We start from the raw sequence: 14,522 nt of genomic DNA, 5'->3' as shown, positions 1-14,522 counted from the left end.
AACGGTTTAAATAAAACCAAAGATCCCGTTTGTCCCGTAAGTAATAATAAGATTATAATTGACAGACGATGAGATCGTTATCATACTGTTAAAATTCGCTTTGAAGCACGATTTGGGGCACACTTTAAGCAAAATTTGAAAACCTAAGCGGCAAAATCTTGTTTAATAGATGAAAACAGGTGATAAAGTGAAAAAAATGTGTGACTTTCTCCTTTTTGATCGTCTTAATGATGAAAACAAAAACGAAAAGATCACTCTTAAAAATATAGGTTAGTTAATAGGGTTTTAGGTGTTTATTTAGGACCGGTGCGCAAGTCGCGCCGGTCTTTTTTTATGCCCTGATCCGAGTGTTTTCAACCGGCGGTTCGATCCCGTAAATACGCTCGGCGATAATTCTATTCGCCGGAAAAAGTTGGCCTGACATCGGAACATCAGGCCACCAAAAAATCCAACTTCAAAAGGGGGTATGTTAATTCCCGTTATCCGGTATGGATAACACGATATTACAATTACCTTTTTGGATAATATCCTGAAAAGTTGTTCAGTGGGGGCTATTATCGGGAGGGTGGTGGTTGTTCCGAGGGCCTTAAGTGAGTAGGGCCGGTGTTTGTCAAATAAACAGTAAAAGTAGCCTTGTGGGTATAAGGGACTGGATGCGTTGTCTTTACAAATGTAAGCAAGTTTTTACTAAAATAGCATTTTTTACGAAGCTCGATTAATTTTTTTGTTTCAGCGCTTCCGCAACGGCTACCAGTTCTTCAAAAAAAGCTGAGCCGTATTTGCGGATAAGGGCTTCCTTCACAAACTGAAATACCGGTACCCGGTGTTTGTCGCCCAGCGCACAGGCGGCCGAGCAGATGTCCCAGCGGTCGTAGTTCATCAGATCATAATCGGTCTTGGCAGCGCGTTCGATCCGGATCGGGTAGAGGTGGCAGGAAATGGGCTTTTTGAAATCCGTCGCTCCCGCTTCGTAGGCTTTTTCGATGCCGCATTTGGCAATTCCGTTCTCATCATAGGTCAGATAGGTGCAGGCCCCGTTCTCCAGCAGGGGAGTCCCGTAGTCCTGTTCTTCCTTGTAGTAGGAGTAGAGACCTTCGGCCGCCATCACTTCCTTACCGGCCTCATCCAGAAAGGGTGCGATGCGCTCGTATTCCCTTTCCAGGATCTCGATCTCTTCCGCTTCCAGGGGGGCACCGAAGTCTCCTTCCCAGCAACAGGCGCCTTTACAGGCATCCAGGTTACAGATGAAATGCTCTTCGACCACGTCTTCACTGATCAGTACTTCCTGAATGATTATCATAAATGATGTATCTTAGAGTAAACTGCAAAATTAGGGAAGTTGGCGCGAATATGGTTGGCCAAAATGATCCGATTCTGATACTTTAGGACATTCTGGTTTGAAACCCGGAAGGCCTTTGAACAAAGTCCGGTACCGAGCTGTGTTACTATCAGGAAAATAATTTCTACATCACCTACATTTGCTCTGCCGCCTTTGAGCTTGTCTAGTAAGCGATTTTTAGTATTTTTGGGCGCGGCAGTGCAAACTTATATAAACCATAAAATATAGATGGATCCCTTAAAGCAAAAATTTATTGATAAAGCGTCTGCGCTGAAGGCAGAGATTAAGAGTTTACTACGCGAACATGGCTCGAAGAAAGTAGATGAAGTAGTGCTAAGCCAGGTGTTCGGCGGCGCACGGGGCATCAAAATGATGATCTGGGAAACCTCCAACCTGGATCCGGTGAAAGGTATCCGCTTTCGTGGCTACAGTATTCCGGAACTGAAAGAGTTGTTACCCACCCGGCCCGGTGGTAAAGAACCCCTGCCGGAAGGCCTTTTCTGGCTGATGCTGGTTGGTGAAATTCCCACCGAAGAAGAAGTGAAGTGGCTGTCGCAGCAGTGGACCAACCGGAGTAATGTTCCGGAACACGTATTCAGAGTATTGGATAGCCTTCCGGTGGAGACCCACCCGATGACGCAGTTCGTTATGGCCATTTCGGCCCTGCAGACGGAAAGTTGTTTCGCCCGCAGATACGACGAAGGCATCCACAAGAGCGAGTATTGGGATCCTACCTATGAAGATGCAATGAACCTGATCGCGCGTTTGCCGCGGATCGCAGCATATATCTACCGTCGTACCTATTTCAACGGCGACCACATTCCGCCGGATATTTCCCAGGACTGGGCCGGCAACTTCGGGCACATGCTGGGCATCGAGAACGATGAGTTCAAGAGCCTGATGCGCCTGTATATGACCATCCACGCGGACCACGAGGGAGGAAACGCTTCCGCCCACACGGTACACCTGGTCGGTTCTACCCTCAGTGATCCTTACCTGTCCTTCGCGGCCGGTATGGGCGCGCTGGCCGGTCCGCTGCACGGTCTGGCCAACCAGGAAGTGATCAAATTTATCTTCCGCATGCTGGATGCTCTGGGTACGGAGACCCCGTCCAAAGAGCAGATCGCCGACTATGTACAGACAACCCTGTCCCGAGGTCAGGTGATCCCCGGTTACGGACACGCTGTACTGCGCCAGCCGGATCCGCGTTTCATGGCCCAGAAAGCCTTCGCGGAAGACTATCTGCAGGACAGCGATATCGTACAGGTGGTCTGGAACCTCTTTGAGGTGGTGCCGCCGATCCTGCAGAGCCTCGGTAAAGTAAAGAACCCCTGGCCGAACGTGGATGCCCACTCCGGTGCGCTGCTCGTACACTACGGCTTGAAGCAATATAGCTATTACACCGTGCTGTTCGGCGTTTCCCGGGCACTGGGCGTAATGGCCGCACTGTGCTGGTCCCGGGCGCTGGGACTGCCGCTGGAACGTCCGAAATCCGTGACTACCAAGTGGGTCAAGGAATTCATTGCGGAGCAGGAACAGAAAGAAGGCGTATCCGCCAATTGATATAATGCCGTTTGGCCCGGTTCGAAACCGAAGCTCAAAGCGGACAACGGGTAGTGCAAACTGAGCGCAGGGGCGGTTTCCCCGTTCCGGCCGGTATACCTGCACTGCCCGACATTCATTTTAGCGTAAGTTCTAAGAAGCCGTTTGAATAGAACGATTGGATCTTGTTACCGTCTTTACTTTGCCGAAAGGCTTACAAAATGATGGATAACAGATCTCAAAAGCCAAATTTTAACCGCTTCAAGTTGCATCACCACTTTATTAAGTAGATCTATATGGAATTTCCTGAAAATCTGAAGTATACCGAGGAGCACGAGTGGGTGCGCCTGGAAGGAGATAACATTGCCTATGTGGGCATTACGGATTTTGCCCAGAGCGAATTGGGTGAACTCGTTTACATTGAGGTGGAAACCGTCGGGGAAACCCTGGAACAGGGGGATGAGTTCGGTACGGTGGAAGCCGTAAAGACAACGTCTGAACTGTATATGCCGGTATCCGGAACGGTGCTGGAGTTCAATTCCAAGCTGGATGACTCCGAAGGCGATGATCCCACACTGGTCAACAGCTCCCCCTACGGTGACGGCTGGATCGTCAAAATTGAGCTCTCCCATCCCGATGAACTGGAGGATCTCATGGACGCGGAGGCCTACCAGGCGAGCATCGCCTAAAATAATACTGGCGAACTCTGTTGCGCAAATATTTGTTTTTCAGGTGGTTATTCGGCTATTGGTCGAATATTTAACCCCGGAAATCCAATTTTTTCGCAAAAAAGAAAAAAAAAATGTACCGGCACCCACCAAAATGGGAATCGGTCACATCTAGCATAATGTAAGTTACTTTGAAATATTTTATACCAGCTATTCTTTGGGCAATATTCATTGTTTGGGGATCCACGATCGGAGGCGTTAACCTTCCGGAAACGACTCTGAACCTCTGGGAACCGGACAAGATCGCCCACTGTGCGGTATACTTCGTCTTCGGCGGATTATTTCTCTGGGCCTGGCACAAGAACGGGCGCCTGGATAAACGCCACAAGATCATGACCGTAGCGGCTTGTATAGCTTTTGGGATACTGATGGAAATTATCCAATTTTCCTTTTTCCCAGGACGATATTTTGAAGTTAATGACATTATTGCTAATATTATCGGCTCAATTGGGAGCCTATTCCTAATTAGATTATTCATTACGTAAAACCTTGTCAGTATGCTTGTGCTCGACGTATCTATTACCGGCACGCAACTGGGCATCATCGTAGGAGCAGTGATCGTGGGTATTTTAGCCATGATCTTCCTCATGCGAAATCTGTACAAAAGCAGAGCTCAGTCATTGCCGGAGAAACATGCAGGACAGTCTAGCGCTGGTCTGGGAAGCAGAAATAAGTACCCCGAAGCTGATGTTTTCAAACTCAGTGGTACTTTCTTCAATCTCGGCCTGGCTTTGGCTCTCGGAGTAACTATTCTGGCCTTTGGTTGGACGCAGTACGAAAAAACAATCGATGTATCTCAGTACTTAGATACGTTAGAAGAGGAGATCGAGATCGAACCTCCACGTACGGCTGAACCACCACCGCCGCCACCACCTCCACCACCGCCTGTAATTCAGGAGGTACCTGAAGAAGAAATTATTGAAGAGGACGAACCCGAATTTGTCGATATGAGTGTCGACGAAGAGACGGTTGTCGAAGCTCCTCCAGTAGAGGATGCTCCGCCTCCTCCGCCACCGCCACCACCTCCACCACCTGAGCCTAAGGTTGAGGAGATCTTTAAAGTAGTGGAAGATATGCCTCGCTTCCCCGGATGTGAAGACGAAGCTGATAAAGCTGCTAAAAAGGCATGTGCGGATAAAAAGATGTTGGAATACATCTATAAGAATATCAAGTATCCTGCCATCGCTCGTGAAAACGGCGTAGAAGGTATGGTGGTAGTTCAGTTCGTTGTCGAGAAAGACGGAACTGTAACGGACGCCAAAGTGGTAAGGGATATCGGTGCTCAATGCGGACAGGAAGCACTGCGGGTTGTAAACCTCATGAACAATGAGGGTATCCGCTGGACTCCTGGTAAGCAGCGGGGCCGCCCGGTACGGGTGCAGTTTAACCTGCCCGTACGTTTCAAGCTCGAGTAATACTACTTCTTGATATATCAATATCCTCAAAAACGGCTAAGCCTGAATCTCAGGTTTAGCCGTTTTGCGTTTGGGGCGGTTCTTTCCCGGGCTTCCGTCGTTTATGGACTTGCGGCCTTGCTACGGCCGGCAGCCGCCCCGGATTTAAATTAATTCCTACCTGGATGTAACGCTATTCCTTATTTGTTTCGTAATTTAGTTGGGAGGATCAGCAAACCCGATGACACAAACTGAAAAAGGATTAAGCAACTTTTGTTTCCTAAGTACGTTTTATGGTAACAGCTAATGGGCATAACCGGTGTGCGATCCACCACTGAACGACTTATGTTATGCACCGCCGTTAGCTGGAAGAAATCTCGCATTTCTCCATTCGGATCGATCCATTCGTTTACGTTTTCACTCAATCCGGCCGGGCCGGATTTACAAAATCAGCAATCCAGACCATGAGATACCTATTTTTGACGATTGCCTTAGTTGTGGGAGGAGTAGTGATGGGCTGGGCCCAACCGGCAAAATTAGCGCAACAGTATTATCAGAACGGAGAATACGAAAAAGCCGCATCCCTGTACGAACAGCTCTACCAGGCGAATGAAAGAAATCCCTACTATTTTGATCGCTATGTAGATTGTCTGATCTACCTGGAGCAATATGATGATGCGGACAAGGTCATTTCCCGTCAGCTTCGCAAGGATCCCGAAAATGTCAATTTGTACGTAACGGCCGGTCGGCTGTACGAGCGACAGATGAAGGACGATGAGGCCAAGAAACAATACGAAGCCGCCATCGACAACCTGCCGGCCAATCAGTATACGATTACCAGACTGGCCAATGCCTTCCTCAGCCAGACCAAATACGATCTGGCGATCAAGACTTACGAAAAAGGGGCCGAACTGCTCAAGGACGAGCAGGTATTCGCCTACAACCTCGGGGATCTCTACCGCCGTAAGGGAGATATTCCCAAGATGATCGAGAATTATCTCAGCAGTATGGATGCCAATCCGGATCTGGTGAACAACCTCAAGGTGATCTTCCAGCGCTATCTGACGGATGAGGATTACCGCGAACTGCAGGCGCAGCTCTACCAGCGGATCCAGGATAATGACCGGAATCTCAATAATAACGAACTGCTGACCTGGGTATTCATTCAGCGGAAAGATTACCGCAATGCCCTGCGGCAGGTCAAGGCACTGGACCGCCGTCTGCGGGAGAACGGTGGCCGGATCTTCCGCCTGGGAGAAGTTGCCGCTGACGATGGCGATTACGATGCCGCTATCGATGCTTTTGATTACATCGTGGAGGAGAAACCTACTTCCACTTTTTATATAGATGCCAAACGCGAAGGTTTACGCAATCGCCGCAACCGCCTGGTAGAAGGATACAGCTACACCGAAGCGGATCTGCGGGAACTGGAAAGTCAGTATGCATCTTTCCTGGAAGAGTTCGGGAAATCCCGGGCTACCGCTTCCATTATTCTGGAAATGGCCGAACTGGAAGCGCTATACATCAACGATCTGGATAAGGCGACCAGCCTGCTGCAGAGCATGATCGAGCTGCCGGGCGTAGATCCGATCACCCTGGCCTGGGGAAAGATCAATCTGGCGGATTATTATCTGATGCAGGACGAGATCTGGGAATCCACGCTGCTGTACTCCCAGGTGGATAAGGATTTCAAAGAAGACCTGCTGGGACACGAAGCAAGGTTCCGCAACGCGAAATTATCCTACTACAACGGGGATTTCCAGTGGGCACAGGCTCAGTTCGATGTGCTCAAGGCGTCTACCTCGAAACTGATCGCCAACGATGCGCTGGACCTCTCGGTATTCATTATGGATAATCTCGGGCTGGACACCACAGCTACGGCGATGGAAATGTACGCACAGTCCGAATTGCTGGTCTTCCAGAACCGCTTCGATGATGCGTTCCGGAAACTGGACAGTCTGTTGATCGAATTTCCGGATCACAGTCTGGATGACGATGTCCTGTACCTGAAAGCCAGGATCTTTCGCAAACAAAGGAATTTTGAAAAGACAGCAGAACTGCTGCAAAAGATCATCGACGATTACAACGAAGAAAGTATCCGTACGGATAATTCATTGTTCCAACTGGCCGAACTGTACGAAAACCAGTTCGACGATAAGGAAAAAGCCAAGTCCCTCTACGAGACTCTGTTCATCGATTATTCCGGAAGTACCTTTGCCGTTGAGGCCAGGAAAAGGTTCCGGATACTCCGGGGAGACAAGGTGCAATAGCACCGCTGATCCCTGAGTTTAGACAAAAAATAACTTCCTGTAGTTGTGTTCGTACATCTACAGGAAGTTATTTTTTTAGCAGTAAGGATACGGCCTAAACGGCTTACTTCACGTGTTTCTCGTCAGAAACCGTCAATTTATGACGGCCCTTAGCCCGACGACGTGCCAGCACTTTGCGGCCATTCTTACTACTCATACGCGAACGAAATCCATGCTTGTTAGCCCGCTTTCTTTTGGAAGGTTGATAAGTCCGTTTCATTATCCTCTACTTTATTTAGGAATTTTGTAAGAATAACCTCTACTTTTGAAATTGTAAAAGCTATTTTTCGCCGTTCCTTTTAGCTGCAAATAAATTTCTTTTTGAAAAAGTGGCACAAAGGTAAACTTATTTCTCATAATAGCCAAACAACTTTGGCGTTAGAATTCGAAGAAGTTGAGATTATTGGTCTCGCTTCGTGGTAAAAAGGAGAGGAGGGAGGCCGGAGCTGCCGTCAGCGCGAATCGACTGAAAAGTGCAGACCTCTTGCGACCGACCCGCTCCGAACTTTACCCACTGCGGATAAAGTTAGAAATAAGTTCAGTTAAAATAACCCTTAATCACTGATGGCATTACACATAACGACACTTCTGGCCGGTGTTTTTTTCGGTATGATCTTTTCACAGCGGACCGTTCAGTCCGAACCCGATACCAGTAGTATTGCACTGGCTATTGAAAACCTGCAATCCGACCGGGGAAACGTGCATGTCGCGGTTTACGACCGCGAAGAAAGCTTTGCCAAATCCCTCAAACCTTTTCAGCTAAAGATCCAAAAGGTGTCAGCCGGTGGCCGCCTGCACATACAACTGGACAGCTTACCCCACGGCCGCTACGCCCTGGCGGTGTACCACGACGAGAACGGTAACGGCGATCTGGACAAAAACATGCTGGGCATCCCCAAGGAGCCCTACGGTTTTTCCAATAATCCACGGGCCAAGTGGAGCGCACCTACCTACGAGGAAACTTCATTTGTCCTCGGTGCGATGCGTACCAGTTTAGCCGTAAGTTTAAAAAAATGGAAAGAGCGATAGCGTCCGATCGGGCATCCTGGGTGAAGTTTGTGGTCGGAGGGATCAGCCTGGCTCTTTTGTGCTGGGTCGTCTATAAGGCCGTGACCACTTCCTTTACGCACGATGAAAGCTTCACTACGCTGCACTTTTTTCCTCAAGGCGAATGGGCGATTCTGCTTTACCAGCACCCTTTCACCAGTGTGATCACCAATAACCATATTCTCAATACGCTTTTGATGAAACTTTCGGAAAGTATTTTCGGCTTTTCCGAATGGTCACTGCGGTTGCCGAATATTTTGGCGCTGTTGCCTTATCTGTATTTTGGTTACCGGCTTTGTCGCCGCCTGCCCGTGGCCTGGATGCAGTTGGCCGGTTTTCTGGTGCTGATCGCCAATCCCTACCTATTGGATTTTTTTGGCGTCGCCCGGGGGTATGGTCTTTCCATCGGCACCATGATCGCCAGCCTTTATTTGCTCATTGCTTACGTAGAAAAGCCCGCCGCCCGCTATTTGCTGGGTTTTCATCTCTGCGGGATCCTGTCCGTAATGAGCAATTTTGCTTTGCTCAACTTTTACGTGGCGGCATTTGGTTGCTTTTACCTGCTACCGTTCTGGAAAACCCGCGGGCTGCCGAATGACTTTATCAGGAACTGGAAACTTCACGCCGGGAATTTGCTGGCGCTGGGACTGCTCGCGGCACTGCTGTTCGTCCCTTTCCGGGTGATCCTCAGGAACAATACCGTGTCCTTTGGAGGCAAGGAGGGCTTTTTTGAGAATACCGTGCGTTCGCTTATTGAGCGCTCGTTCTACGAGATCGGAATACCGGACGGCTGGATCAATGTACTGGGGGTACTCGCCTGCGCGGCGATACTGCTGCCGGCCGGACTGATCCTGCAAAAATGGATTCGGAGAGATACGGCCTTCTTTGAGCGACACACCGCACTGGCGATCACCAACACCATCGCCTGGCTGATCCCGCTGATGACCATCGTACAGCATCATCTGCTGGGGCAGGATTATCTGGAAGAGCGTTTTGCAATATTTCTCTATCCGTTGTGGGCGCTCAATCTGCTGTTTACTTGCGGCTGGCTCTGGACGCGGAGTAAAGCAATTACTACCGCCGTTCTGGGCGTATATACCCTGGGCTGGCTGTTGATCACCGCCCTGAACCTCAATGTCGGGTATTACCTCAACTGGAAGTACGATAAGGACACCAAACACGTGGTGCAATTGCTGAAAGATTACCGCCCGGAGGACGGATCATCCCGGAAGATCGGCGTGTTTCACCACCTGGAACCGACCCTGAATTTCTACCGTCGTTGGTGGGAGATGTACTGGATGGAAGAGTTCAACCGCGAACCGCCCAATGCGGAAGACGACTTTATTTTCACCGAAAGCCGCGAACTGGAAGCGCTCGGAATTTCCGCCGGACGGGAGGTCCTTTTCAGATCCGAAGAAACGGGCATGGTTTTAGTTAAATAAAGAGTATGATTCCCCATCCTAAATTCAAATCATGAAAGCACTCTTTTTTGAAGCATTCCAGGCCCCCGTGCGGGTAACGGAGCTACCTGATCCCGAACCGACGGCAGATGGAGTTGTCATCCAGGTAGCGGCAGCGGGTCTGTGCCGATCGGACTGGCACGGCTGGATGGGGCACGATTCGGATGTGCATTTACCCCATGTACCGGGACATGAATTTGCCGGAACTATCGCCGCGCTGGGGAAAAATGTGAAAAACTGGCAAATCGGAGACCGGGTTACTTTGCCGTTTAGTATGGGATGTGGAAGCTGTCCGCAATGCCGGACCGGTAACCAACAGATCTGTGATGATTACTACCAGCCCGGGTTCACCGGTATGGGCTGTTTTGCGGAATACGTGGCGGTACCCTACGCCGAGCAGAATCTGGTCCGGCTGCCGGATAAACTGGGTTTCAATGCCGCCGCGGTACTGGGCTGCCGTTTCATCACGGCCTACCGGGGCATTGCCGTCCAGGGACGTTTACAGGGAGGAGACTGGGTAGCGGTGCACGCCTGCGGCGGGGTTGGACTATCGGCCATTCAGATCGCCAAGGCGCTGGGGGGCCGTGTAGTAGCGGTAGATATCGCCACGGATAAACTGGAACTGGCAAAGAAGCTGGGCGCGGATCGAGTACTCAACGCTAGCGAAATAGATCAGATTCCGGAGGCGATCCGGGAGATCACCGGCGGCGGCGCGCAGGTCTCAGTCGATGCGCTGGGCAGCACGGTGACCTGTATTAATTCTATTGCCTGCCTGGCCAAACGCGGACGCCATATCCAGATCGGCCTGATGACCGGCACCCACCGGACACCCGCTGTTCCCATGGGACCGGTAATTGCGAAAGAACTGGAGATCATCGGTAGCCACGGCATGCAGGCCCACGCCTATCCGGGCATGCTGCAGCTAATTACAAGTGGCCGGATCAACCCAAAAGCATTACTTGGCCAGTCGATCAGTCTGGAAGAAGCCGCTGCCGCTTTAATGAAGATGGACGATCATGATGCCCTGGGAGTAACGGTTATTGATCGATTTAGGTAAAGGTACCCGAAGACTGCTTAGGGTACGCTAAACCATACCTACTGACCATTGATTTGAGTAAATAAAATGGTTTCTTCATCCGCAAACAACGGAGACCATTGTATTTCGGTCAGGATGTCCTGATCAAACCAGAAATTCATACTCTCATCGTCAGAGGTCAATAATTTATGATCAGGATTTTCTGCAGAGGACCAATCCTCCAGTTCAAGATCGCTGACCCCTATATTTTGCAGTTCAGTTTGTACTGCCTCTACTTCCTTACCGATCAAACTTACCGATTCCAACAAATAGAAAGGCGAAGTAACGGCGATAGACACCAATTGCCAGTCGTCCTCTTCATCAAACCCAAGGGATAACTCAAGTTCGTCGTAGTGCCAGATTTCCGTGAGATTTTCCCCATCATCGGTATATGATTCCGTTATCTTTTCGTTGGGCTCTCCGATTATAGCTGAAATTTCCGCTCTGGACATTCCGAATAAAATGCTTCCCAGACCCGCTCCCACTTGTATATTTTGCAATTCTTTTTTCATGCTTGTCGTTGCGTTGTTAACGTTTTAGGGTTCAATAGAATGGTATAAAATTTTATACCGATCTATAGAAACGCCAGAATTGATACCTTGTTTGCTACACGAGAGGCAAAGTAATAGAAAGCAATCTGGAATGGTTTAATTATTGATCGGTTTTGGGAGATCCAAACCTCTTCGCGTCAGGTATAAAAATTATGTTATGGATATTTCTGTACTAGCCTGGATTGGATTTGTAGTATTTATAGGGCTCATTTTGTACGCCGTTTATCACTTTTATGAAAAAGACGATGAATGGTTTTAAGCGTAAATCCCATTTCGGCTACCGGTGTTTTTCGTAAACATTTGGTGGGAGTACTTTACTGATCGCTTCTAATTCAGCTAATGTGCAGTTCCGGCCATATCCGGCTATCACCTCTTTTAATTGTTGCGGAGTACGCATACCAACTACCGCCGAAGCAACCGCAGGATGTTGCAACACGTAGTGCAAAGCCGTGGTTGTCGCTTTACCGGGATCGATTAATTGCTTTTGAAGGTGCTTTATTTCTTCCTTATTGTAATCGAGGTAATCCCTTGCTGCCTTATCGATTAACAACCCTTTAGCCAGTGTTCCGCGCGTGATCACACTAATCCCGGCAGCCTGCAATAGATCGAGGCAACTTTCTTCCGGACGCCGGTCGAGCAGACTATACTGCATCATAACACTGACTACGTTGGAGCGGTCAATATACTCCCGGATCGTATTGGGTCGAATAGAGGATATCCCATAATAACGGATCTTCCCCTGTTCGACCAGTCTTTCAAATGCTTCGATCGTTTCGTCAATGGGATCATCAATGGTACCGCCGTGTAACTGGTAGAGATCGATGTAATCCGTCTGCAGGCGTTGTAGGCTTTGATCTACGGCCTGCAGGATGTAATCTTTTCGTGGATTCCAGTCCCAGCCGCTTCCGTCCGCTCGCCACTGATTACCGACCTTGGTGGCCAGTACGATCTCCCGGCGAAAATCTTTGACCGCCCGGCCGACGGAGGTTTCATTCCAGCCCCGATCGTAGAGATCGGCCGTATCAAAAAAGTTGATGCCACGCTCAAAGGCCTCCCGGATCAGGCGGGTATTCTCCTGCTGATCCTTGCCCAGCGACATACAACCAAAACTGATCTCTCTGACGGATAAATTAGATTGGCCAAGTTTTCGATACTTCATAGTTTCTTAACTCAATGATTAGTAATTGCACAAATGAGGCCCAATAAAGAATGCCAGTTCAACCTTAGCAAAACCCCAACATCAACACCTCAAAACTTTAAAACTTTAACACCTTCTAACCTTAGTACTTTTCCACATTCACACCTTCACACTTTAGCACTTCCACACATAGTTACCAATGCGTTTCCAACCCCTGACTCCGGATCCAGGTCTGAAATTCCGCCAGCAAGCCTTTATCCTGCCGGACTCGCCGGGGGATCACCTTCCTTTGCAATGAAAAACTCACCAAAAGCCCCACCGCTTCGCCGATACTCCACTCCACCGGATGCAGCCGAAAGCAACCGTTGGTGATGTGGGTGGTGCCGATGTTCTTATTAGCCGGTAGCAGGTTATTCATGCGTACCGGGAGCAGCGCACCGAGTGGTATCTGAAAAGGCAGGGAACCAAAATCGATGTAATTATCTCCCTCCGTGGAAGGATGCAGATCGATATGGTAATAACCCGTGCCGACACTATCCGCGAATGCGGCTGATGTTTTGCCGGCTTCCGGTCCGGCAACGAGTTTCCGGTTTTCGGCGCCGACATGCTCCTCCAGCACGGTAAATTCGGCTTTGATTCGTCTGGACTCCCGGATGTAGGGATATTTGGCCATGCCGCTGGCCGTACCCATGATGTCTTTGCGCAGCCGGATACCCGGCCAACCCGTACCGCCGTCCGGTCGGGGCGCTTCCGTCTGCAGCCAGTAGAGTAGGGACAGGTTCAACTGGGTAGCGTCCTCGACATGCTTCTGGAAGGTGGCTTCATCCACATCGATCAGATTGCCGGGGAAGTAATCATTCTGCGGCCAATTGACGACCGTGACGTCTCCCGGGTACGTGCCGGGCCGGAAGTTATGGCGATTGATGATCCGCCGGTAGTTCCAGAGGTTCAGCATATCTCCGGTCTTGATGCCTTCGGGATGAAAACCGAGTTCCTTCCTTTGCAGGGTTCGGGGATTGGAATAATCGAGGTCGATGAGTGGGCCCGGCCAGGGTGGGTCCATCGTCGGCTGGAAGGTGCTCCAGTGGTCATAGTTTGCCGGTCGATCGATCGTGTGATCCTCGCCCGGCCGGTAATCCATGGCAAAACAAAGGGTAAAGGCCTGGTGATTGCGGGGGTTGCCTTTTTCCGGAGCGTGCAGTTCGCCGGTTGCTGACCGGGCTTCGGTGCCAGTGACGTATTCGGTGCCGGTGAGTGGCAGCAGATCGCCCAGTTCCGTGGCGTCGATGAAATAGGGAGCGGTGAGGATCGGAGTGTCGCCCGTTTCCAGGTTGATCAATTCTACGGCCTGGACCTCGTCTCCGTCGCCCTCTGCCGCTTTTATTTTGTGTCGCGTCAGGATCTGTAGCTGGCCGGAACTGAGGTAGGGGTTGAGCATTTCCAAAAGCACCGCGACACAGACCCGGGGCTCGTGGCAAATCCGGGACACCGCTCCATCTCCCGGGTTGAGTAACTCCCGGGCGCGGGCTTCATCGGTCAGCGGATAATTTCGCCGGTAATAGTCGCGGACCCGGTTTCGGTAATCCCGGTAAGATTGCGGAGCGCCGTGGGTTTCGATCCATTGGTGTTCATCGGGAGGTACTCCCTGCTGGGCGATCTGCCCTCCGAGCCAGTCCGTTTCTTCCGTCATGATCACCCGCAGGCCGTTGCGGCAGGCTGCGAGAGCGGCGGCACACCCGCCGAGACCACCCCCGATAATAACGGCATCGGCCGCAGCTTCTGCTCCCGCAATAGCCCGACGAGCTGGTAAAGAACTTATGTTGGAGGTTACACATGCAGGAATGGACACACTCAGGCCGGCGCCCGCATAGGTAAGTCGTTCAATGAAATTCCGTCTTTTCATATGTTGCTTCTAGTCTTAAAATCTTTTATCCGGCAG

General features: G+C 50.2%; 13 protein-coding genes. 8 read left to right on the top strand and 5 right to left on the bottom strand.

Going from position 1 to position 14,522, the window contains the following annotated elements; all coding sequences use genetic code 11:
* Positions 1 to 715 precede the first annotated feature (715 nt).
* Entirely contained in the window at positions 716 to 1,300 is a 585-nt protein-coding gene (locus CRP01_RS19395; protein ID WP_099151750.1) for a DUF3109 family protein, read from the bottom strand.
* A 267-nt stretch (positions 1,301 to 1,567) separates the two neighbouring features.
* Between CRP01_RS19395 and CRP01_RS19390 the strand changes: the two genes are divergently transcribed.
* From CRP01_RS19390 to CRP01_RS19370, 5 genes are all read left to right on the top strand, one after another.
* The gene (locus CRP01_RS19390; protein ID WP_099151749.1) at positions 1,568 to 2,902 is read left to right on the top strand and encodes a citrate (Si)-synthase; all 1,335 of its coding nucleotides are present in this window, start codon (positions 1,568 to 1,570) and stop codon (positions 2,900 to 2,902) included.
* Between the two features lie 275 nt (positions 2,903 to 3,177).
* Positions 3,178 to 3,570 (top strand): glycine cleavage system protein GcvH, encoded by a 393-nt coding sequence (gene gcvH / locus CRP01_RS19385; protein WP_099151748.1) that lies wholly within the window; start codon positions 3,178 to 3,180, stop codon positions 3,568 to 3,570.
* Between the two features lie 170 nt (positions 3,571 to 3,740).
* Complete coding sequence (locus CRP01_RS43465; RefSeq protein ID WP_099151747.1) at positions 3,741 to 4,094, top strand: VanZ family protein; 354 nt, start codon at positions 3,741 to 3,743, stop codon at positions 4,092 to 4,094.
* A 12-nt stretch (positions 4,095 to 4,106) separates the two neighbouring features.
* The gene (locus CRP01_RS19375; RefSeq protein ID WP_099151746.1) at positions 4,107 to 5,024 is read left to right on the top strand and encodes an energy transducer TonB; all 918 of its coding nucleotides are present in this window, start codon (positions 4,107 to 4,109) and stop codon (positions 5,022 to 5,024) included.
* Positions 5,025 to 5,467: 443 nt separating this feature from the next.
* The gene (locus CRP01_RS19370; RefSeq protein ID WP_233752715.1) at positions 5,468 to 7,273 is read left to right on the top strand and encodes a tetratricopeptide repeat protein; all 1,806 of its coding nucleotides are present in this window, start codon (positions 5,468 to 5,470) and stop codon (positions 7,271 to 7,273) included.
* A 103-nt stretch (positions 7,274 to 7,376) separates the two neighbouring features.
* On the opposite strand, the gene rpmH is transcribed toward CRP01_RS19370, so the two are convergent.
* Positions 7,377 to 7,532, bottom strand: coding sequence for a 50S ribosomal protein L34 (gene rpmH / locus CRP01_RS19365; protein ID WP_099151745.1), 156 nt, complete (start codon positions 7,530 to 7,532; stop codon positions 7,377 to 7,379).
* Positions 7,533 to 7,876: 344 nt separating this feature from the next.
* On the opposite strand from rpmH, the gene CRP01_RS19360 reads away from it, so the two are divergent.
* The 3 genes from CRP01_RS19360 to CRP01_RS19350 are packed head-to-tail and all read left to right on the top strand — an operon-like array spanning position 7,877 to position 10,876.
* Positions 7,877 to 8,341, top strand: coding sequence for a DUF2141 domain-containing protein (locus CRP01_RS19360; RefSeq protein ID WP_099151744.1), 465 nt, complete (start codon positions 7,877 to 7,879; stop codon positions 8,339 to 8,341).
* Positions 8,326 to 9,801 carry a glycosyltransferase family protein gene (locus CRP01_RS19355; protein WP_099151743.1) on the top strand — a complete coding sequence of 492 codons (1,476 nt, stop codon included), beginning with the start codon at positions 8,326 to 8,328 and terminating at the stop codon, positions 9,799 to 9,801. Before CRP01_RS19360 ends, CRP01_RS19355 begins: the two co-directional genes overlap by 16 nt.
* Positions 9,802 to 9,832: 31 nt before the next feature.
* Positions 9,833 to 10,876 (top strand): zinc-dependent alcohol dehydrogenase family protein, encoded by a 1,044-nt coding sequence (locus CRP01_RS19350; protein WP_099151742.1) that lies wholly within the window; start codon positions 9,833 to 9,835, stop codon positions 10,874 to 10,876.
* 38 nt (positions 10,877 to 10,914) lie between these two features.
* Here CRP01_RS19350 and CRP01_RS19345 read toward each other — a convergent pair whose 3' ends face one another.
* The 3 genes from CRP01_RS19345 to CRP01_RS19335 all read right to left on the bottom strand — a co-directional run bounded on the left by CRP01_RS19345 (position 10,915) and on the right by CRP01_RS19335 (position 14,486).
* Positions 10,915 to 11,406 carry a hypothetical protein gene (locus tag CRP01_RS19345; RefSeq protein ID WP_099151741.1) on the bottom strand — a complete coding sequence of 164 codons (492 nt, stop codon included), beginning with the start codon at positions 11,404 to 11,406 and terminating at the stop codon, positions 10,915 to 10,917.
* A 316-nt stretch (positions 11,407 to 11,722) separates the two neighbouring features.
* A complete protein-coding gene (locus tag CRP01_RS19340) occupies positions 11,723 to 12,604 on the bottom strand; it encodes an aldo/keto reductase (protein WP_099151740.1) in 882 nt (293 codons plus the stop codon).
* Positions 12,605 to 12,776: 172 nt separating this feature from the next.
* Entirely contained in the window at positions 12,777 to 14,486 is a 1,710-nt protein-coding gene (locus tag CRP01_RS19335; protein WP_099151739.1) for an FAD-dependent oxidoreductase, read from the bottom strand.
* Positions 14,487 to 14,522: the final 36 nt, after the last annotated feature.

This window comes from Flavilitoribacter nigricans DSM 23189 = NBRC 102662 (assembly GCF_002646595.1).
Taxonomy (GTDB): domain Bacteria; phylum Bacteroidota; class Bacteroidia; order Chitinophagales; family Saprospiraceae; genus Flavilitoribacter; species Flavilitoribacter nigricans.
The sequence above is the reverse complement of the archived record's forward strand: the minus strand, read 5'-3'. Positions and strand labels throughout refer to the sequence as shown.